Origin of the sequence: Paenibacillus durus, assembly GCF_000756615.1 — a bacterium.
Lineage (GTDB): Bacteria > Bacillota > Bacilli > Paenibacillales > Paenibacillaceae > Paenibacillus_AQ > Paenibacillus_AQ durus.
On the sequence record NZ_CP009288.1, the window covers coordinates 87664 to 105939 of the forward strand.

Below are 18276 nucleotides of genomic sequence, written 5' to 3' on the forward strand. Positions count from 1 at the left end.
CCGCCATGCGGTAAAATAAAAAGTTAGATTAAGATAGATTATCGGGAGGCTTGAAGATATGGAAACAGGAACATCTAGAGTTAAAAGAGGTATGGCCGAAATGCAAAAAGGCGGCGTCATCATGGACGTCATGAATGCGGAGCAGGCAAAAATTGCCGAAGCCGCAGGCGCTGTGGCTGTAATGGCACTGGAGCGTGTACCTTCTGATATTCGTGCGGCAGGCGGCGTAGCCCGTATGGCCGATCCTACCATCGTGGAAGAGGTCATCAAGGTTGTAAGCATTCCCGTTATGGCAAAGGCCCGTATCGGCCACTATGTAGAAGCAAAGGTGCTGGAATCCCTGGGTGTTGACTACTTGGACGAAAGTGAAGTGCTGACGCCGGCGGATGAAGTGTTCCATATTGACAAACGTGAATTCACCGTGCCTTTCGTTTGCGGAGCGAAGGATCTGGGAGAAGCGCTGCGCCGCATCAGCGAAGGCGCGTCCATGATCCGTACCAAGGGCGAGCCGGGAACCGGCAACATCGTAGAAGCGGTGCGCCATATGCGTTATATCAACAGCCAAATCCGCAAGGTTCAAAATTTGTCGAAGGACGAGCTGTATGCCGAAGCCAAAAATCTTGGCGTGTCTTATGACCTGCTGCTTGAAGTTCATGAGCTCGGCAAGCTGCCTGTCGTTAACTTTGCTGCCGGCGGTGTGGCTACTCCGGCCGATGCCGCACTGATGATGCATCTGGGGGCAGACGGCGTATTCGTAGGCTCCGGTATTTTCAAATCGGACAACCCTGAGAAATTCGCCCGGGCTATTGTTGAGGCGACTACTCACTACACGGATTATAAGCTGATCGCTGAAGTGTCCAAGAACCTTGGTACGCCGATGAAAGGCATTGATATTGCAACTCTGACCGCTGCCGAACGGATGTCCGAGCGCGGCTGGTAATAGAGAGAAGGGCTTTGGAATGAAGATAGGTGTATTAGCGCTTCAGGGCGCTGTAACAGAACATATTGCGAGCATCGGCAAGACGGGAGCCGAAGGAACGCCAATCAAGCGTGTTGAGGAGCTGGCCGAGGTGGATGGACTGATCATCCCTGGAGGCGAGAGCACGACCATCGGCAAGCTGATGCGTAAATACGGCTTTATTGATGCGATTCGCGAGTTTGCAGGCGAGGGCAAGCCGATCTTCGGCACCTGTGCCGGACTTATTGTACTGGCCAAAGAAATTACGGGCGGAGAGCCAGCGCATCTTGAGCTGATGAACATTACCGTGGCGCGGAATGCCTTTGGAAGACAGCGGGAGAGCTTTGAATGTGATCTGGATGTAAAAGGGATCGAGGAGCCGATTCGGGCGGTATTCATTCGGGCTCCGCTCATTGAGAAGGTGGGCCCGGGCGTTGAGGTGCTGTCAGTCTATAACGGAGAGATTGTTACCGCGCGCGAGGGCAACCTGCTCGTATCTTCTTTTCACCCGGAATTAACGGATGATTACCGGCTTCACCAGTACTTTGCGGATATGGTGCAGACCACCCGGACAGCCGAACAATAGAACTGTATATATAACATCCTGACTCTTTCAAAGCCTTCACCGGCTGCTTGAAAGAGTTAAGGCTGTTTCAGGAGGGAAATGTCGTGTTAGATGTTAAAATATTGCGCACCGATTATGCTAAGGTGGAGCAGGCGCTCGACAAGCGGGGCAAATCGCAGGATTTGATCTCCGGATTTCCGGTGCTGGATCTTCGCCGCCGCGAATTGCTACAGGAAACCGAAAGCCTGAAGAACCGCCGGAATACTGTCTCGGGCGAGGTTGCCAAGCGGAAGAAGAGCGGAGAGCCGGCTGACGAGCTAATCGCCGAAATGCGAAATGTATCCGATCGGATCAAAGAATTGGATGATGAAGTGCGCGAACTGGAAAATCAAATCTCCGAGCTGATGCTGAGCATTCCGAACATTCCTCATGAATCGGTGCCGGTCGGCAAATCCGAAGAAGAGAATAAAGAGGTTCGCCGCTGGTCGCAGCCGCGTGAGTTCGGCTTTGCACCCAAGTCACATTGGGAGCTGGCGCAGAACCTGGATATCCTTGATTTTGAGGCTGCAGCGAAGGTAACGGGATCGCGTTTCGTTTTTTATAAAGGTCTTGGAGCCCGTCTGGAACGCGCGGTGATTAATTTTATGATGGACCTGCACAGCGGAGAGCATCATTACGAGGAAATGCTGCCGCCGTATATTGTCAATAAGGACAGCCTGTACGGCACGGGACAGCTTCCTAAATTCGAAGAAGACCTATTCAAGCTGCGCGACACGGAATATTATCTGATTCCAACGGCCGAGGTTCCAGTTACGAACTATTATCGGGAAGAGATTCTGAATGCATCCGATTTGCCGAAATATTTTGTCGCTTATAGCTCCTGCTTCCGTTCGGAAGCCGGCTCGGCGGGACGGGATACCCGAGGGCTGATCCGCCAGCATCAATTCAATAAGGTAGAGCTGGTCAAGCTGACATCGCCGGAATCCTCGTACGAAGAGCTTGAGAAAATGACGGCTGACGCCGAAAGCGTACTGCAGCTGCTGGAACTGCCTTACCGTGTGCTTGCGCTCTGTACGGGCGATATGGGCTTTACGGCAGCGAAAACCTACGACCTGGAAGTATGGCTGCCGGAAAGCGGCATGTACCGGGAAATCTCGTCCTGCTCGAACACCGAGGACTTCCAAGCCCGGCGGGCCAATATCCGGTTCCGCAAGGAACCGAAAGCCAAGCCAGAATTCGTGCACACGCTCAATGGCTCGGCTTTGGCGGTAGGGCGCACGGTTGCCGCGATTCTGGAGAATTATCAGCAGGAGGACGGCAGCGTCCTTATTCCGGAGCGTCTTCAGCCTTATATGGGCAATATTAAAATGATCCGGCCAAAAGCGAACCAATAAATGGAGTTGCTTCCGTAGAGGTAAATATGGTACAATCTCTAATGCATGTGATATTTGCTGCATATGGAGAGGTACCGAAGCGGTCATAACGGGGCGGTCTTGAAAACCGTTAGAGTGCAAGCTCACATGGGTTCGAATCCCATCCTCTCCGCCATTTCCTTTTATCCTTGAATAATTGAGTATATAAGCCGTTTCCTTCGGGGAGCGGCTTTTTTATATGCAGCGGCAGCTTTGTTAAAGCAGACATGGATAGCAGGAAGCAGAGAATAAAAAGCCCTCTTTCTCCGCAATGTATTAGGGAAGGAGGAGGATCACATTTATGGATCAACAACTACAACTGGACCAGCAGCAGCTCGTATCCGCTTGGCAGGAACGTCTTCCCTCTTTTATGGATGATGGAGACAGCTATACCGTACAGGCTGATGAAGGCGACAAGAAGAGCCTGCTTATTCACTTCAACGCCGCGGGACGCCAGAACTACACACTGGACTTCCGCTGCATGTATGTAGACAGCCGGGAGGTAGCGGTAGACCTGATTGACGTCGAGCGGGCCGGTCTGCATACCGATGAACGCACCGACGCCGTGCAGCAGCTGGCGCAGCGGTACACGCGGAAGATACACGAGTGCGCCCAAGCGCTGAAACCCTTGACCAATCACTAATCATAAGGAGGAAGTGACATGAGCAAGCCGAAGACGATCCAGGTTCCCGGAACACAGCCGTCTGGGGATAGAGAACAGCAGCGTTATGACCAAGAAGGTCCCGAGCCGCTTTCCGGCTCCAAAAAGGTAAAGCAAGCCAATCACGTCAGTCATAATAATCCGCAAGGATAACATTTTACTGAAAATGGTTTATCTGTGAAAGTAAATCGTTTATCATGGGGAAGGGGGAGTATTTCTTCAATTGGGAGAGGAGAGAAAAAATGTTTAAAAAGTGGGGCCTTTCCGCAGCGGCGATGCTGCTTGCGGCAGCCGTAGTTTTGCCTGGTTGCGGAAGCAAGCAGCAAGAGCCAAAGGAAGCGCTGCAGGGTGCTGCCAGCAAGATGGCTACGATGACTTCATATGAAATGAAGAGCAAGGTGGTTATCAACAATCTGACGATCGATGCGTCAACTGAAGCATCCGATGCAATGACCACGCAGGTGCTCAGCATGCTCAAGAACGCGGAGATTACGGTCGATGGCGTGTACCAAGCAGATCCGATGCAGACGGAATTGACGCTGGTGCTGAATTTAAAAGGCGATATGGCGATGAGCTTTACCGTTCCGATGGTGATGACGGCGGAGAAGCTGTATGTGAAGATTCCAAGCATTCCGTTCCTTCCTATTCCGGAAAATATTGTTGGCAAGTTCGTGATGCTTGATCTGAAGAAGCTTGCCGAACAGGAAGGCGCCGAATTTAATCCCGGTATGCTGGATACGCAGAAGACCCAAAAGCTATCCAACGAGATTTTGAGCGCACTGCTGGCGGAATATGACGAGAGCAAGTATTTTAAAGACATCGATGCCAAAGATGCGAAACTTCCAGAAGGTGTTGACGCCAAACAGGTGATCCAGTTCCAGATTACCAATGATAATGTGAAGGAAGCCACTACTATCTTTGTGAATAATGTGCTTCCGAAAATTCTTGATATTCTGTCCAAGGAGGAGTATAAGAGCGCGCTCCAAATCGACCAGAAGCAGTTGGACGAAGTAAAATCTGAACTGCAGAACGGCGAGAAGAAAGCGGAGTTCGACAAAGAACTGGCTAAGCTGGATCAATATCTGACCATAAATCAGTTCAATTTCAACACCGCGATCAACAAGGATGATTTTCCGGTATATCAGGATCTGACCGTTGACGTTAACGTAAACAATCCGGATGACGGCACGAAGGTAGGGCTGTCGCTGACCGGCAGCACTCAATACAGCAAGATCAACGAGAAGCCGACATTCAAAATCGGTATCCCGCAAGGCGACAATGTTATTACCGAGGAAGAGCTGCAGCAGCAGTTCAGCACACTGGGTACCAACTAAGCAAGAAGCACTGAACCCCCAACAGCCCCGTCAAAGCGTAAGAGCTTTGTACGGGGCTGTTTTAAGATTAAGGAATTTATAAGTTTCAACTTCTTCGATTATATCGGCCGATTTCCCTGGGAGGTTACCTCGTCTGCCAAAAGGGCGTAGGTCCGGTGGTCCTGCCACTGTCCATCAATCTTAAGAAAACGGCGGGCTATCCCTTCCACCTGGAAGCCGTTCTTCTCCAAGACTCTTCTGGAGGCATCATTTTGTAAGAGAATGGCAGCTTGCAGCCGGTGCAGACCGAGTGACTGAAAGGCATAGTTCGCCGCCAGGCCGACAGCCCCTGTCATGTAGCCCCGTCCTTGCTGGGCATGATCGATAAAATAGCCAAGATCGGCGAATTGGCCCACCCCGCGCACAATATTGTTGATTGTAATCTGTCCGATCAAACGTTTCTCTTCAGAGGAATAGATGCCGAACATGTACGCTCTGTCCAGCTCCTCTTCCTCCATTCGCTGAAGAATGAGACGCTTCTGTCCCGTTAGTGTAAAGAAGCTTTCTTCCCTCTTAGGCTCGTAGCGGCTGTGGACGCTGCGGTTGCGTAAGCGCAGTTCCAGCAGGCTCTCCGCGTTCTGAGGCCGAATCGGGGCCAGATAAATACCTACCGATTGATTAGTTAAATTGAAAGACATTGCCGCTTATTCCTCCCTGGCGCTCTTTTGTAGGCGTACCTGCCGCAGCCGGCGGAAGAAGGATGTGAGGAGTTCTGCGCATTCTTCCCGCATGATGCCGGATATGACTTCGGTCCGGTGATTGAACCGCGGTTCCTCCAGCAGATTCATTAATGTGCCTGCGCAGCCCGCCTTGGGATCAGGCGTGCCGTACACGGTGAGCGGAACCCTCGATTGTACGATTGCTCCAGCGCACATCGGACATGGTTCGAGTGTAACGTATAAGGTGCATTCCAGCAGGCGCCAAGAGTTCAGCGCGGCGCTGGCTTCCCGAATCGCCACCATTTCCGCATGCGCGGTGGAATCCATTGTCGTTTCGCGCAAATTATACCCTCTTCCGATAATTTCGCCCCGCCGGACGATGACCGCACCGATCGGAACTTCGCCCAGCGCCTCCGCTTTGCGCGCTTCCGCGATTGCCTCGCTCATCCAGCGCTCATGTTCTTTCTGCTGCCCAAGGCATGTTCCGTTCTCGCAATTGTCCAAGATACTCTTCCTTTCCGCTCCGGGCCGGATTGTTCTACGAACGAGCATTCGTTCTTAACAAATTGTGAATAACTCTGTGGAAAACCCGGTTGTTGTCCACAGTTTTATACACATGAGGGATGTTGATTTTGTTCATATGTGAATAACCTGTGGACGGTTTCTATCCTATTGTAGAGAAAGAGTCGGCGGTTTTCAATATTCGATAAACGGAAAGCTTCATATAAATCCTTTTCAAATGGGTGGGCAAAAGGTATGATATTTATTGAATGATCGGTTGATTTACCAGTCCTTTAAGAGGTGAATAAGAAGTTTGTCCATAAAAACGAAGCTTTCGGCAATTATTTTTGGCTCCGTGCTGCTCATTTTGGCGTTGAATTTGACCCTTAATTCCTATGCAACTCGCAATAATATGCGAAGCGAGATCGAGAGAAATATGAAGACGGCGGCCATGCAGATTGCGGTTTCCGTAGAACAGAGTAATTACAGCTCCAAATATGCAGAACATTTGCTGGCGCAAAACTTGCGGATAGCTGCTATTTTAATATCCCAAGAATTGGACCCGGATATCGTAAACGTTTCGAATGCCGAGTTGAAGGCTCTGGCCTCGAAAGTGGGCGTTTCCAATATATCGCTGCTTGTCAGAACCAAGGATAACATTGTAGTTAAGAAATCTTCCGACCCCAAAGAACGCGACTTACCCACAAAAGGCTGGGGATATTGGTATACGGCTTTTGTCGACCTGTTCGAAGGACGGGAAGTATCGGTAGCCAAAGGGCAGAGGATGGAGCATTTCTGGTCCGGTCCTTTTGAATACTCTTCCTCGAACCCCGAGTTCATCGAGAAATGGGGCTATTACTTTGACGGGCGAAGCAATTACATTATCGACCCGTATATTCGCAGCACTTCAATCAGCGACTATGTTAGAATAATGAGTCCGGAAGAAATTGTGAAGCAGACCATGAAGGTTAACCCTGATATTTTGGAGATTACGGGCATCAATCCCTCCACATTCGGCTCTTCCACCATGGCTCCGGACGGAACAGACAGCGTAAATGTCAAACTGCGCAATCGGCCGATCATGTACGGCACCTATCGTTTCGGTAACGTAGAGCAGGATAAACATGCGGTGCAGCAAGCTTTGGCTAAACAAGAGCCCGTCATGATGGATACGATGGTGCGCGGAGCAAGGGTGCTCAAGAGCTTTATTCCTGTTACCCTGCCGGATTCAGGCGCCTATGTCATTAGCGTGGTGATCGACTACTCGGTTATCTCTTCGGTTATTAAGGAACAATTGTGGAATAACATCCGGATTTCTCTCCTGCTGCTTGCGGTCTTCCTGGGGGGAAGCTACATCGTGGCAGGCTTTATTATTCGGCCCATTCAGGCAATACTTGCCAAAGTTCAGGATGTGTCCCGTGGAAAGTTCGAGCCGCCGCTTGAGGTAGGAAGCAGAGATGAACTGGGGCAGCTGGCGCTGCGGATCAACGCGATGACGCGGAATCTTGCCCTGCACACAAGCCGGCTCAGGCAGACAGTGGAGGAGAACCGGAAGGTAAAAGAGCATCTGGAGTCGGTAATTAACGGCACTTCCGATGCGATTCATACGGCGGATATGAGCGGAACAGTGATAAGCGTGAACCGGGCTTTTGAAGAGCTGTATGGTTGGAAGGAGCGGGAGGTCGTGGGAAGCACCATCCGTCTCGTCCCTGACTCCGTGCTGAAAGAAGAGGAGACCCGGCTTCAGTGGCTAATCAAGGGGGCACATCTGGCTCCGACCGAGACGCTTCGATTGAAACGGGACGGGAGCGTAGTTGAAGTCAGCGTAAGCACCTCGGTTATACGGGACGAAGAGGGCAAGCCGGTGTCCTTCGTGCATGTTTCCCGCGACATGACGGAGCGCAACCGGATGGAAGAGCTATTGAGACAATCCGAGAAGCTTACTACCGTCGGCCAGCTTGCCGCCGGTGTGGCGCATGAAATCCGGAATCCGCTGACGACGCTCCGGGGATTTTTACAGCTGCAGAGGGAGAAAAATATGCTTGTCCCCCTGCATGTGGATTTGATGCTCTCTGAGCTGGAGCGGATCAATCTGATCGTCAGCGAATTTCTTATATTGGCCAAGCCGCAGGCGGTGCGGTTTCAGCAAAAGGACGTCCGCCATGTTCTGCATGATGTGATCTCCTTGCTGGACAGTCAGGCTCATTTGCATAATATCGAGGTTAAGGACCGGTTTGAAGTAAGTCCGGCAATGGTACACTGTGAAGAGAACCAGTTGAAGCAGGTATTTATCAATATTATCAAAAACGGGATTGAGTCGATGTCTTCGGGTGGAACGATAACGCTCGAGCAGAAACGGATCGGAGATTCCATCGTTATTGTCATTACCGATGAGGGGGAAGGCATACCCGAGAATATTTTGCCGAAGCTGGGTCAGCCGTTCTTTTCCAATAAGGAGACGGGCACGGGACTTGGCCTGATGATCAGCCAGCGGATTATCCAAGCGCATAAAGGAATGATGGAGATTGAAAGTCAGGTCGGGCGGGGAACCTCGGTAACGATTGTGCTGCCGGCAGCCAAAGAGAGTGCGGAACCTATCAATGAGGAGACGGGCGATGGAAAAGAAACGGAGTGACAAATACCAGCATGAGAATTAACAAGTTTATCAGCGAGACCGGCTTCTGCTCACGGCGTGAGGCGGACAAACTGGTGGAAAGCGGCCGGGTGACCATTAATGGCGAACGGGCCGTGCTCGGCAGCCAGGCTGAGGCGGGAGATGATGTGCGCATAGATGGAAAAAGACTATTGAGTGAATCCAAGACCGTCTATATCGCCCTGAACAAGCCGGTAGGCATAACCTCCACGACAGAGAGTCATATTAAAGGGAATATCGTTGATTTTGTCGGGCATCATGAGCGGATCTTCCCAATCGGACGGCTGGATAAGGATTCGGAAGGACTGATCCTGCTGACCAACGACGGGGATATTGTCAACAAAATACTGCGTGCTGAAGGCCGGCATGAGAAGGAATATGTCGTCACCGTCGACCGCCCGATTACACCTTCCTTTATCGCCGGAATGTCCAGCGGGGTAAAGATTCTCGGAGCGAAGACACTGCCCTGCCAGGTTACCCGGATAACGGAGCGGGTATTCCGCATTGTTCTGACCGAAGGCAAGAACCGGCAGATCCGCCGGATGTGCAGTGCTTTCGGGTATGAAGTCCGGCGGCTGCAGCGCATCCGAATCATGAATATCCGCTTAGGCAGCCTGCAGGTAGGCGCATGGCGCGATCTGACAACAGCGGAGAAGGCGGAGCTTGGAGATATGCTAAGCTACAAGCTTCTGTAAAAGAACGGAGTGCCGCTGCTGCAAGCGATATCCTGCACACAAATAAAGAGCTGTTTTCAACCCTAATGCAGGCGGTTGAGAACAGCTCTTTTTAGTGAACGAATTCCTCGTAATTGATCATCATTTGGCGGATGGCGGGTTTCCCTTATTTTCCTGATACTTACGGATAACAGCCACTTCTACCCGGCGGTTCTTGGCCCGTCCCGCCGCGGTTGAGTTGGTGGCAATCGGATGGTATTCCCCATAACCAATCACGCTGAATTTCTCCGGATTCAGATAAGGATTCACCAGCAAAATCTTCATGAACTGCAGGGCGCGGTTAGCACTGAGGTCCCAGTTGGAAGAGTATTCGCTGTTGGAGATCGGAATATTATCCGTAAATCCTTGAACGATCACATCATAATTGGGGAACTGCTGCAGCATTTGTGAGATGGCTCTTGCGAGCTGCTGCGATTCCGGCTTGACTCTAGCTTGTCCGGAGGCGAATAGAGCATTGTCACTGATCGTAATCGTGAGCTGTGATTGATTCAGCTTCGTGCTTAGCAAATTGGTAAGGCCGTTATTCTGGATATACTGGTCGAACTGCTGCTTGAGCTTCTCCAGATCTTCCTGCTCCTTTTGACGCAGCTTGGCAATTTCCGATTCGCCGAGGCTCTTATCGACAACATTATCCATTTTATCAGCTTTGCCCGCATCCAGGTTGCCGTTGGTAGGAGACATTGACGAATAATCCAGCACGCCAGACCCTCCGTTAAGGGCACTGCTGAAGGCTTGGGCCATCTCCTCGAATTTCTTCGCGTCCGTCGCACTCATGGCATACAGCACAAGAAACAGGGCGACCAAGAGCGTCATCAGGTCGGAATAGGGAAGGAGCCATGATTCGTCGGCATGCTCCTCATGCTCCTCGTGTCTGGCCTTTTTAGTCACCCGAAGCACCTTCCTTCTTGTTCAGCTTGTCGCGCTCCAAAGGTGTCAGAAACACGGAAAGCTTCTGGTTAATCGCAATGGTGGATACTCCCGACTGGATAGACAGGAGACCCTCAAGCATCATCATTCTGATTTGAATTTCCTGTTTAGAGAGCCGCTTGAGCTTATTGGACATCGGATGCCACAGCACATAACCGGTAAAGATACCGAGCAGCGTTGCGATAAAGGCCGCGCCGATCGCATGCGCCAGTTTCTCCATCGCGCTCATGTCCGCCAGAGCGGCGATCAGGCCGATAACGGCGCCAAGCACCCCGAGAGTAGGAGCATACATGCCGGCCTGGGAGAAGATAAGCGCGCCGACTTTATGACGCTCTTCGGTCGCATGGATATCCTCAAGCAGCACATCTCTGACAAACTCCTGGTCGTTGCCGTCGATAATCATCCGCATGCCGCTCCGCAGAAAATCATCCTGAATCTCTTCCACTTTGGACTCCAGCGCCAGCAGGCCCTCCCGCCGGGTAATGGAGGCCCAATCCATGAACATGGAGATGACCTCGCCTTTATCAATCAGCTTCTTCCCGCCGAAAAACAAAATTTTGAACAGTTTCGGAACTTTTTTGATTTCCGACATTGGAAAGGCCATAAATACGGAAGCGGCGGTACCTACCAAAATAATCGTAAAGGCGGCGTAGTTTTTGAGGGCGATTATCGGCGCTCCTTTGAGATACATACCAAAAACGACTGCTACGATACCAAGCACTAATCCAATAATTGATGAAATTTGCATTGATACACCTCGTCCATGAGTTTTAATGATCTCGCCATGCCGCGTCTATCATCCATGAATGGCGGCGGGCCAATAGGCGAAGAACAATAAGGTCTATTCTTATTTATCGACAGCCCACCCTTTTTTGTGAAGGCATTTCGGCTATAATGGATGAGGAAAGGAAATATTCATATGTCTATGAAGCGGAGTGATGGCGATATGGGCGTGAAGCACGGAAGAGATTATGGGGATATATTGCGCGATCTGACGAGAGCGGTGGAGAGTATACCGGACAGTTATCTGTTTTTTGAGATGGAACCAGAAGAATGGCGGGAGCTGCCGAAGGAGTCGAAGCTGGAGGTATGGGAGGCGCTGGCTGAGGATTTATTCTTCGCTTTGGGGAATGAGCCGGTCATCCATGTCGGCAGCGGTGTCGTCATTTACGACAAGGAGGCGCACCGTATCAATATTTTAGTCGGCGACGAGGATATGGAATCGGTCGAACTTATCTAATCCGATAAACGGATGGAAAACCCGCCGCATTTGCCCGGAGTCTGCGGTCCATGGTAAAATTGATTGTGCCCAAGGTTATAATTGCCGGGATTCAAGAATACATTAAACCGAAAAATAAACCTTTATCCTGGCGCATCCCTTGGACGAAAGAACCTGAGGGATGTTTTGTTTAGCGAACGGGCTAAGGTAACGCGGGGGCTGTTTATCAAGGGAGGAAACATACAGTGCTATTAACCGATGGAGAACTGCGTGAGCAGGTAGGCAAGCTGGAAGGCTGGAAGCTGGAAAGTGGGGCCATGGTGCGCAAATATATGTTTAGCGATTTCATGAAAGGCATTGCGTTCGTGGACGAGGTCGCCACCATCTCGGAAGCGTTCGACCATCATCCGCATATTACAATCAATTATAAAACGGTAATCCTGCGGCTTGCGACAAGTGAGGAAGACGGCATCGGCATTACCGCGCTCGACGTACGCGAAGCCCACGAGTTTAACGAAGCATTTGAGAAGACCCGTTAATTTTTGACAGCGGCAATAAGGGAAGATTTTTTTGAAAAATACGCCTCTGCGCCAGGAAAGCTTTAGCCTTCCTTCGCAGAGGCGTATTGTCTGTCATGGTCACTTTTTCTCGGACAGCCACATGGCGACGTTGGCGATTTCATCAGGGGCCAGCTTATCCTTAAAGGAAGGCATTTGCCCCCGTCCTTTGGTAACGATGCTGTAAATCTGCTCGGCATTATGATTGTTTCCTTCTTGCTGCAGGCTCGGTCCGACCCCGCCCTGAAGCTGATCGCCGTGGCAGCTGATACAGTTGGCTTTTACTGTCTGTTCCGCTTTGGCAGGATTCGCCTCAACAGTCGGCATAGTCGGACTATTCTGCTCGGCAACCTGCTCCCGGCCCGGCAGTGTGAACATCAGGATAACCGCGAAGGCGCAGGCAGCGAAAAACAAACCGCTCATGATCCATTTTTGCATCCCTTTCGTCCCCCCTGTATAAGCTACTGCACTTATTATAACGGATGGTGAAGCGTTATCATAGGGTTTGTGTCAAAAAAATGAACGTCGGTCAGCTCAGTTCAAATTTTAGCAGAGGACTTATCATAGACCATACAGTAAAAGGGTTTTTCGCCATTTGGCGTACGGCGTTCATACGTATCGGTGATCGTGAAACCGCATTTGCGGTAAGCGCGAATCGCTCTTTGATTCCAAGTCAGAACTTCCAAATCCACCTCACGGCTAGGGTAACGCTTCAGCGCTTCCCTCACTATCGCTCCCACAAACAAATGGCCTAGGCCATGACCGCATAGATCGGGACGCATGCCGATGCCGAGCCGGACTGTCCCCTCCATCGGAAAGAGCTGTGCAAACCCGCAGAGATTGTCCTTTTGATCCAGTACGGAAACGTACTGCTCTCTTCGGATCCGCGGATCACCGAATTCAATGCCAAGGGCCTCCATCTTATCCCACGCCAGCCAGCCGTAAATATTATAGGGAGCCTTGTAATGCCACCCGCAAATGTCCTTGGCATGCGCAGCTGTCATAGGTACGACGTGAAAGATAACGGGAGAGCTAATCATACGTTCAGCGACCTCCTTTCCTCGCAAGGAACCTTAATACTTAAATTATATACATAAAAAGGGGAGAGCGACGCAAAAACTTTTCCGGAAAATGGGCGCAGGCGCTGCGGGTGTGTTTAGCAAATTTCGGAGGGGGTAAAATAAGGATAAACGAACAAACCCCCTCGCCGGAACGTATTATCCGGGAAGGGGTCTCATATAAAAGTGCTATTGCACATCATCATTATCTTGAGAATCAACGGTCGCATCTTGATAAGCGTCGGAGCTCATAACTCGTTTGGCGCCAACATAACGGTTAACGTAGTAGCTGTCGCTCAGGGAACTGATCGTAACGCCTTTCGAAGAGGAAGCATGGGCAAATTTGCCGTCACCGACATAAATGCCGACATGGGAAACGCCTCGTCCGGAAGTGTTAAAGAATACAAGATCCCCGGATCTCAAATCACTGCGTGATACCGATTTTCCCATTTTATATTGGGAGCCTGACTGATGCGGAAGATTAATGCCGACCTTGTCGAACACATACATCGTAAATCCAGAACAGTCAAATCCGTTGGTACTCGTACCACCAGATACATATTTCGTTCCAATCGTGCGGTCGATTACTTTATCCATTTTGGAATCAGCGAATGCGCTGCCTGCTCCGAGCGTGAGAACAATGGACAAACTCAGGAATGCTGCTGCCAACTTCTTCTTCAAGGGACTAGACTCCTTCCATATGCCTACGAGGTTAGCTTAAGGATTCGGTAGAAGGTCCCCTATGACCCCTCTTGAAATAGGAGGTCAATTCACCCAAAGATGGTTCCCCCGCTTCCCTATCGTTAGGGAATTCGGCATTTGCTGTATAGTTCGAATTATAGTAACTAATCATGACAATTTTTATGTTAAAACGGGGGTACTGATTACAAAAATGTTACTGAAAACTCATTGCGAATATTGTAACAAACCTTTTGTTGCTTGGCAATCACTTTTAATATAGTAAAAAGACTCTCTTTCAGTGATTACATTTATAGAGTAGCAATAGATTCAATCATGGAACATAGGTAAAAGCCTTTTTTTGCAGTTAATAGATTAAATTTTCTTTTTTCATTTTTAAAAAAAAGTGTTTCAGGCTGTCGAAACTTGTGTACAGCTTAACTATAGGGAAAAGAAAAACCCGGAGCTTGATTACACATGTAATCATTCTCCGGGCGGCTGTTAAAATTAATCGTAAGCTACGGATTGATATGCTTTTGTGCTCATGACCCGCTTGGCGCCAACATAACGATTGGCCCAGTAGGACTGGCTCATTGAACTGATAGTTACGCCGCGCGAAGAAGAGGAATTCGCGAATTTGCCGTTACCGACATAAATGCCGACATGGGAGACGCCGTTTCCGAACGTATTGAAGAACACGAGATCTCCTGCACGCAGTTTGCTGCGTGATACGGCGGTTCCTACTTTGTATTGCGCTTTGGAAGTACGAGGCAGGGTAAATCCCATCTTTTTATAAACGTATTTGGTGAATCCGGAACAATCAAAGCCGGCCGTGCTCATTCCGCCGGTTTTATATGAGGTTCCTAATGTTTTTGCAATAACCGTATCCATTTTGGAGTCTGCGAAAGCGCTTCCGGACCCTAAAGTGAAAGCCATCACAAGGCTCAATGCAGCAGCTGCAAGTTTTTTCTTTATGTGTCGACTTCTCAAAGCTTATGTTCTCCTTCCAATGCCTGCGTGGTTAGCTTAAGGATTCGGTTTGAAGGTTCCCTATGATCTCTTTGCTGCTAGATCAATTCACCCAAAAAATGGTTCCCCCGCTCCCCGGTGCCCGGGGATTTGGCTTGTTGTGCACCAGTATGTCGATTCGATTCAACATCATATGACAAAATAACAAAATAATTTGAAAGATTACAAACTTGTTACCTCAACACAAACCTCATTTTATCAGAGGCATTACAGTTTTGCAACTTTTTTCAGCGGGCAGGCCGCCCGGAGATTAAGAAACAAAAAAAGAGTTCAGATTCCTGTCACGGAATTTGAACTCTTTTTGCCGTTTTTTTGCAAATAAAAGGGTTTTCTTGTTATGGATCAGCTGTTTTACTATGCCATAAATGATACTGTGCCGACAATCCCCACATATCAAACAGAGTAGAGGGAAGGGGCGCTAGCTGCCTTATGAACAGCGCGGGCAATCCGGGCCATAGCCAGCCTGTTACTGCGCAGATCAGAGAGATCAGGAAACCGCCTGCCCCCAGCAGAGCCTGTAGTACAGAAGCGTGGAAGATGCAGCGTAAGGCAATAAGTAAAGAAGCGAATACTCCGGTGCCGCCAGTATAACCGAACTGCATATAAAGCAGGACCAGACGGATAATAAATACATACAGCAGCCATGCGAGAAGCCAGGGAAGAATCCGAAAGAGCAGCGCCGGTTCCCAGTAGGACGACAGAATTAGCCTATAAACTTTTGGCAGGAGCCAGTACAGGGGGAGAAGGGTCAGGACCCACTCGGTGACGCTGAAGAGCAGAATGGGCAGCCCGTACTTTTTCATTCCGGGAAAAAAGAACAGCCCGCGCTCTCCCCTGCTCTCCTGATGCAGCTCATTCAGCAGCCCGGCGCGGATGAACGGCGCAGCCAGCAGGCGCGCGGCGACCAGAATCAGCAGTGTCCAGAGCCAGCGCCGCACGTCGGGATTGGCAGACAGACTCAATTGAGCCTCGATATAGTACAGCATCCTGCCTATCGCGCTGCCGCCGGCATTTTCGGAAGGGTAGCGCAGCAGCGCCGGGACAACCGCCGATCTTACAAAACGGTACATCAAGTACCCCCATAGCAGCCGGTAGATGAATAGCAGGATCAGAATATACAATTGTTCCTTGACGCTGCCCCAGCCGCGGGTTATCCAAATTCTCATTTGATCTCACCTCACCAGACGAAAGTTCCGAGCACAGTTTCGATTGCATTTGTCAGACTGAGGGTCCAGCGGGAGACGAAGGCGGCGGGGAGAGATGCTTTTCTGAAGTTGTTCATATGCTTGTTCTCCAGCAGTATTTCGTGACCCGGGTCCACTTCGGCCGAAACAAGAGGAGCCGTAGAAGTAAGCCGGAACGTGGTTTTGCCCCCTTGGCCATTCCATGTTTTCTGCAGCGTCCGGCCGTCAGCGAAGGTGAACTCGACGTTTACGCCAGGGTATAGGCTGCCCTTATTAGTGATGGTTGTCAGCGACTCGTAACCGCCGTTTTTGTTCTTGCTTACTGTAATGCTCTCAACAGAGAAGTCGGGAGCATCCCCGCCGTATACGTAATGTTCGAAGTAAGCTTGCCACGACTTTTTGGTCGCCTTTTCCACCATTTTTTGAAAATCGGCAGTGGCAGGATGGTGGAAGCGATATTTGCGGGCATAGGTGGACATAATGGAATCCATCGTCTTCACGCCGACCTGTCTTTCGATATCCTTGAGCACCAGCTTGCCCCGCACGTAGACGTTCTGGGTGTAGGCGTTGGCTCCGCCGTATTTCCAGGCATTCAGAGTCAGCGGCTTGGGGGCAGTGACGAGACTGGCCTGCAGCGGAAGATTGGAGGCGATCCCATACTCCTGTTCCATCAGCCTGTCCTCGGCATAGGAGGTAAAGCTTTCATCAAGCCAGGCTTCCTCGAATTCATTGCTTGCAACCATGCCGTAAAAATACTGGTGTCCGATCTCGTGAATCACCGTCCGCTCCAGCGAGGTGTCGGCAGAGTCTCTATTCGCGGCGAAGGCAGTAATCAGAGTGGGATATTCCATGCCTCCTGCTCCGTTGCCCTCTTTGGGCGGCACGACGATAGACAGCGTTGTATAGGGATACGGGCCGTACCATTTGCTGAAAGCGGTCAATGCGGCTTTGGCGGCTTGGAAATAGCGCTCCTTCAGATCTTTGTGCAGAGGGTCCAAATACAGCTTGATCCGCACGCCGGGCACTTCAGCCGTAGAGAACGCTTCCTCCGCATAGATAAAGTTAGGGGAAGCAGCCCAGGCGAAATCATGGACATCGTCGGCATAAAACTGATAGATTTTGCGTCCTTCTATGATTCTGGGGTTTTTGACAGGGAATCCGGTTGCGGCCACCGTATAATTTGCAGGAACCGAAATAGCTACGCTGTATATGCCGAAGTCGCTGTAAAATTCAGAATTGCCGTGATACTGGTGAAGGTTCCAGCCTTCTTCCTTCACGCCGCGCGTTCCAACCGGTTCGTAGACGCTAAGCTTGGGGAACCACTGGCCGGCCATGACAAAATCCCCGGATTCGCCCATACGGGCGAAGATTTTCGGCAGCTGCACTTCATACTGGAGCCTGAGCGTAACGCTTTCCCCGCCGTTTACCGGCTGCGGGAGATGGATTTTGATCAGCGTCCGGTCGCCCGGATTGCCATCGTCGGGCTGAACGTACTGCATCCGGTGCAGAAGGGACACGCCGTCTTCCGTGCGCACATCGGTCAGCGTCATGGAGCCGAATCCGTCCTCAGGCATGCGGTCGCTGCGCAGCTTCCCGCCGGATTCTTTCATGAATGTCGTCTTGTCCGAGGCAAAAGCATTGGGATAGAGATGAAAATACAGATCGCTCACCGGTTTCTTGCCGGGATGGATCCATGTTACTGTCTCGGCGGCGGTCAGCTGTTTTTCATCCGGAGCAAGCTGCACGCTGAGGTGATACTCCGCTACTCTCCGGCTGAGCGCCTGGGTGGACGGCGTTACCGGCGGGGCTGGCGGAGCGGGCTTTACAGCCGGCCCCTGGCGGGTACTGGCCGGGGACTTGGCCGTTTCCGGGGCGGCGGCGGACCGGGAGACCGCAGGAGATCCGGATAACGCCCATAGCACTCCTCCCAGCAGACAGAGGGCGGCCAGGGCGGCGAAGAGAAAGGTTGTGCGGAATCGTCGCATCATACTGTAATTCCTCCCGTTGACAAGCTTCTACGGGATGTATATGTTGGCATCGGCCGTATTATTAGCTAAAATTAAATTATTCAAGAAGAAACGCCTGACGGCCTATAAATCACTGAAATT

The 18276-nt window shown here is 50.7% G+C and carries 20 protein-coding genes, 1 tRNA gene and 2 riboswitches; of the genes, 11 read left to right on the top strand and 10 right to left on the bottom strand.

Features of this window, described 5'->3' with window-relative positions:
• Window positions 1–58: 58 nt before the first annotated feature.
• The 7 genes from pdxS (at window position 59) to PDUR_RS00435 (ending at window position 4930) form a co-directional block, all read left to right on the top strand.
• Entirely contained in the window at window positions 59–940 is an 882-nt protein-coding gene (pdxS, locus tag PDUR_RS00405) for a pyridoxal 5'-phosphate synthase lyase subunit PdxS (protein ID WP_042204601.1), read from the top strand.
• 19 nt (window positions 941–959) lie between these two features.
• Complete coding sequence (gene pdxT / locus PDUR_RS00410; protein WP_042204602.1) at window positions 960–1544, top strand: pyridoxal 5'-phosphate synthase glutaminase subunit PdxT; 585 nt, start codon at window positions 960–962, stop codon at window positions 1542–1544.
• 83 nt (window positions 1545–1627) lie between these two features.
• Window positions 1628–2917 carry a serine--tRNA ligase gene (gene serS / locus PDUR_RS00415; RefSeq protein ID WP_042204603.1) on the top strand — a complete coding sequence of 430 codons (1290 nt, stop codon included), beginning with the start codon at window positions 1628–1630 and terminating at the stop codon, window positions 2915–2917.
• Between the two features lie 65 nt (window positions 2918–2982).
• A tRNA-Ser gene (locus tag PDUR_RS00420) sits at window positions 2983–3071 on the top strand.
• A gap of 165 nt (window positions 3072–3236) precedes the next feature.
• Window positions 3237–3578 carry a hypothetical protein gene (locus PDUR_RS00425; RefSeq protein ID WP_042204605.1) on the top strand — a complete coding sequence of 114 codons (342 nt, stop codon included), beginning with the start codon at window positions 3237–3239 and terminating at the stop codon, window positions 3576–3578.
• Window positions 3579–3596: 18 nt separating this feature from the next.
• Complete coding sequence (locus PDUR_RS00430) at window positions 3597–3749, top strand: small acid-soluble spore protein P (protein ID WP_042204606.1); 153 nt, start codon at window positions 3597–3599, stop codon at window positions 3747–3749.
• Window positions 3750–3838: 89 nt separating this feature from the next.
• The gene (locus PDUR_RS00435; protein ID WP_042204607.1) at window positions 3839–4930 is read left to right on the top strand and encodes a hypothetical protein; all 1092 of its coding nucleotides are present in this window, start codon (window positions 3839–3841) and stop codon (window positions 4928–4930) included.
• Window positions 4931–5028: 98 nt separating this feature from the next.
• Here PDUR_RS00435 and PDUR_RS00440 read toward each other — a convergent pair whose 3' ends face one another.
• Window positions 5029–5607: a GNAT family N-acetyltransferase gene (locus tag PDUR_RS00440; RefSeq protein WP_042204608.1), complete on the bottom strand. Its 579-nt coding sequence runs from the start codon at window positions 5605–5607 to the stop codon at window positions 5029–5031.
• A gap of 6 nt (window positions 5608–5613) precedes the next feature.
• Window positions 5614–6132 carry a tRNA adenosine(34) deaminase TadA gene (gene tadA / locus PDUR_RS00445; RefSeq protein WP_269079198.1) on the bottom strand — a complete coding sequence of 173 codons (519 nt, stop codon included), beginning with the start codon at window positions 6130–6132 and terminating at the stop codon, window positions 5614–5616.
• 310 nt (window positions 6133–6442) lie between these two features.
• Between tadA and PDUR_RS00450 the strand changes: the two genes are divergently transcribed.
• The gene (locus PDUR_RS00450) at window positions 6443–8764 is read left to right on the top strand and encodes an ATP-binding protein (protein ID WP_042204609.1); all 2322 of its coding nucleotides are present in this window, start codon (window positions 6443–6445) and stop codon (window positions 8762–8764) included.
• An 11-nt stretch (window positions 8765–8775) separates the two neighbouring features.
• Window positions 8776–9477, top strand: a complete 702-nt coding sequence (rluF, locus tag PDUR_RS00455) for a 23S rRNA pseudouridine(2604) synthase RluF (protein WP_042208928.1) — start codon at window positions 8776–8778, stop codon at window positions 9475–9477.
• A 120-nt stretch (window positions 9478–9597) separates the two neighbouring features.
• On the opposite strand, the gene motB is transcribed toward rluF, so the two are convergent.
• Window positions 9598–10404, bottom strand: a complete 807-nt coding sequence (gene motB / locus PDUR_RS00460) for a flagellar motor protein MotB (RefSeq protein ID WP_042204610.1) — start codon at window positions 10402–10404, stop codon at window positions 9598–9600.
• Window positions 10397–11191, bottom strand: coding sequence for a flagellar motor stator protein MotA (motA, locus tag PDUR_RS00465; protein ID WP_042204611.1), 795 nt, complete (start codon window positions 11189–11191; stop codon window positions 10397–10399). The genes motB and motA overlap by 8 nt, the downstream gene beginning before the upstream one ends.
• Window positions 11192–11389: 198 nt before the next feature.
• Between motA and PDUR_RS00470 the strand changes: the two genes are divergently transcribed.
• Together PDUR_RS00470 and PDUR_RS00475 are read left to right on the top strand one after the other, a co-directional pair.
• Window positions 11390–11683, top strand: coding sequence for a hypothetical protein (locus PDUR_RS00470; RefSeq protein ID WP_042208929.1), 294 nt, complete (start codon window positions 11390–11392; stop codon window positions 11681–11683).
• Between the two features lie 224 nt (window positions 11684–11907).
• Window positions 11908–12201, top strand: coding sequence for a 4a-hydroxytetrahydrobiopterin dehydratase (locus PDUR_RS00475; protein WP_042204612.1), 294 nt, complete (start codon window positions 11908–11910; stop codon window positions 12199–12201).
• Window positions 12202–12300: 99 nt separating this feature from the next.
• On the opposite strand, the gene PDUR_RS00480 is transcribed toward PDUR_RS00475, so the two are convergent.
• The 6 genes from PDUR_RS00480 to PDUR_RS00505 form a co-directional block, all read right to left on the bottom strand.
• On the bottom strand, window positions 12301–12657 hold the full coding sequence (locus tag PDUR_RS00480) for a c-type cytochrome (RefSeq protein ID WP_042204613.1): 357 nt from the start codon (window positions 12655–12657) through the stop codon (window positions 12301–12303).
• A 101-nt stretch (window positions 12658–12758) separates the two neighbouring features.
• Window positions 12759–13259: a GNAT family N-acetyltransferase gene (locus tag PDUR_RS00485; RefSeq protein WP_042204614.1), complete on the bottom strand. Its 501-nt coding sequence runs from the start codon at window positions 13257–13259 to the stop codon at window positions 12759–12761.
• Between the two features lie 207 nt (window positions 13260–13466).
• Window positions 13467–13958: a C40 family peptidase gene (locus PDUR_RS00490; protein ID WP_042204615.1), complete on the bottom strand. Its 492-nt coding sequence runs from the start codon at window positions 13956–13958 to the stop codon at window positions 13467–13469.
• Window positions 13959–13963: 5 nt separating this feature from the next.
• Window positions 13964–14105: riboswitch (cyclic di-AMP (ydaO/yuaA leader) on the bottom strand.
• A 357-nt stretch (window positions 14106–14462) separates the two neighbouring features.
• On the bottom strand, window positions 14463–14930 hold the full coding sequence (locus PDUR_RS00495; RefSeq protein WP_042208930.1) for a C40 family peptidase: 468 nt from the start codon (window positions 14928–14930) through the stop codon (window positions 14463–14465).
• A gap of 20 nt (window positions 14931–14950) precedes the next feature.
• Window positions 14951–15090: riboswitch (cyclic di-AMP (ydaO/yuaA leader) on the bottom strand.
• A 229-nt stretch (window positions 15091–15319) separates the two neighbouring features.
• Entirely contained in the window at window positions 15320–16150 is an 831-nt protein-coding gene (locus PDUR_RS00500) for a hypothetical protein (protein ID WP_042204616.1), read from the bottom strand.
• An 11-nt stretch (window positions 16151–16161) separates the two neighbouring features.
• Window positions 16162–18153, bottom strand: coding sequence for a M1 family metallopeptidase (locus tag PDUR_RS00505; RefSeq protein ID WP_042208931.1), 1992 nt, complete (start codon window positions 18151–18153; stop codon window positions 16162–16164).
• Window positions 18154–18276: the final 123 nt, after the last annotated feature.

What these genes read in the sequence shown, in the direction of transcription:
- pdxS (WP_042204601.1), top strand. Translation starts at nt 59, where the DNA reads ATGGAAACAGGAACATCTAGAGTTAAAAGAGGTATGGCCGAAATGCAA.
- pdxT (WP_042204602.1), top strand. Translation starts at nt 960, where the DNA reads ATGAAGATAGGTGTATTAGCGCTTCAGGGCGCTGTAACAGAACATATT.
- PDUR_RS00425 (WP_042204605.1), top strand. Translation starts at nt 3,237, where the DNA reads ATGGATCAACAACTACAACTGGACCAGCAGCAGCTCGTATCCGCTTGG.
- PDUR_RS00430 (WP_042204606.1), top strand. Translation starts at nt 3,597, where the DNA reads ATGAGCAAGCCGAAGACGATCCAGGTTCCCGGAACACAGCCGTCTGGG.
- PDUR_RS00435 (WP_042204607.1), top strand. Translation starts at nt 3,839, where the DNA reads ATGTTTAAAAAGTGGGGCCTTTCCGCAGCGGCGATGCTGCTTGCGGCA.
- PDUR_RS00440 (WP_042204608.1), bottom strand. Translation starts at nt 5,607, where the DNA reads ATGTCTTTCAATTTAACTAATCAATCGGTAGGTATTTATCTGGCCCCG.
- rluF (WP_042208928.1), top strand. Translation starts at nt 8,776, where the DNA reads ATGAGAATTAACAAGTTTATCAGCGAGACCGGCTTCTGCTCACGGCGT.
- motA (WP_042204611.1), bottom strand. Translation starts at nt 11,191, where the DNA reads ATGCAAATTTCATCAATTATTGGATTAGTGCTTGGTATCGTAGCAGTC.
- PDUR_RS00470 (WP_042208929.1), top strand. Translation starts at nt 11,390, where the DNA reads ATGGGCGTGAAGCACGGAAGAGATTATGGGGATATATTGCGCGATCTG.
- PDUR_RS00480 (WP_042204613.1), bottom strand. Translation starts at nt 12,657, where the DNA reads ATGCAAAAATGGATCATGAGCGGTTTGTTTTTCGCTGCCTGCGCCTTC.
- PDUR_RS00485 (WP_042204614.1), bottom strand. Translation starts at nt 13,259, where the DNA reads ATGATTAGCTCTCCCGTTATCTTTCACGTCGTACCTATGACAGCTGCG.
- PDUR_RS00500 (WP_042204616.1), bottom strand. Translation starts at nt 16,150, where the DNA reads ATGAGAATTTGGATAACCCGCGGCTGGGGCAGCGTCAAGGAACAATTG.
- PDUR_RS00505 (WP_042208931.1), bottom strand. Translation starts at nt 18,153, where the DNA reads ATGCGACGATTCCGCACAACCTTTCTCTTCGCCGCCCTGGCCGCCCTC.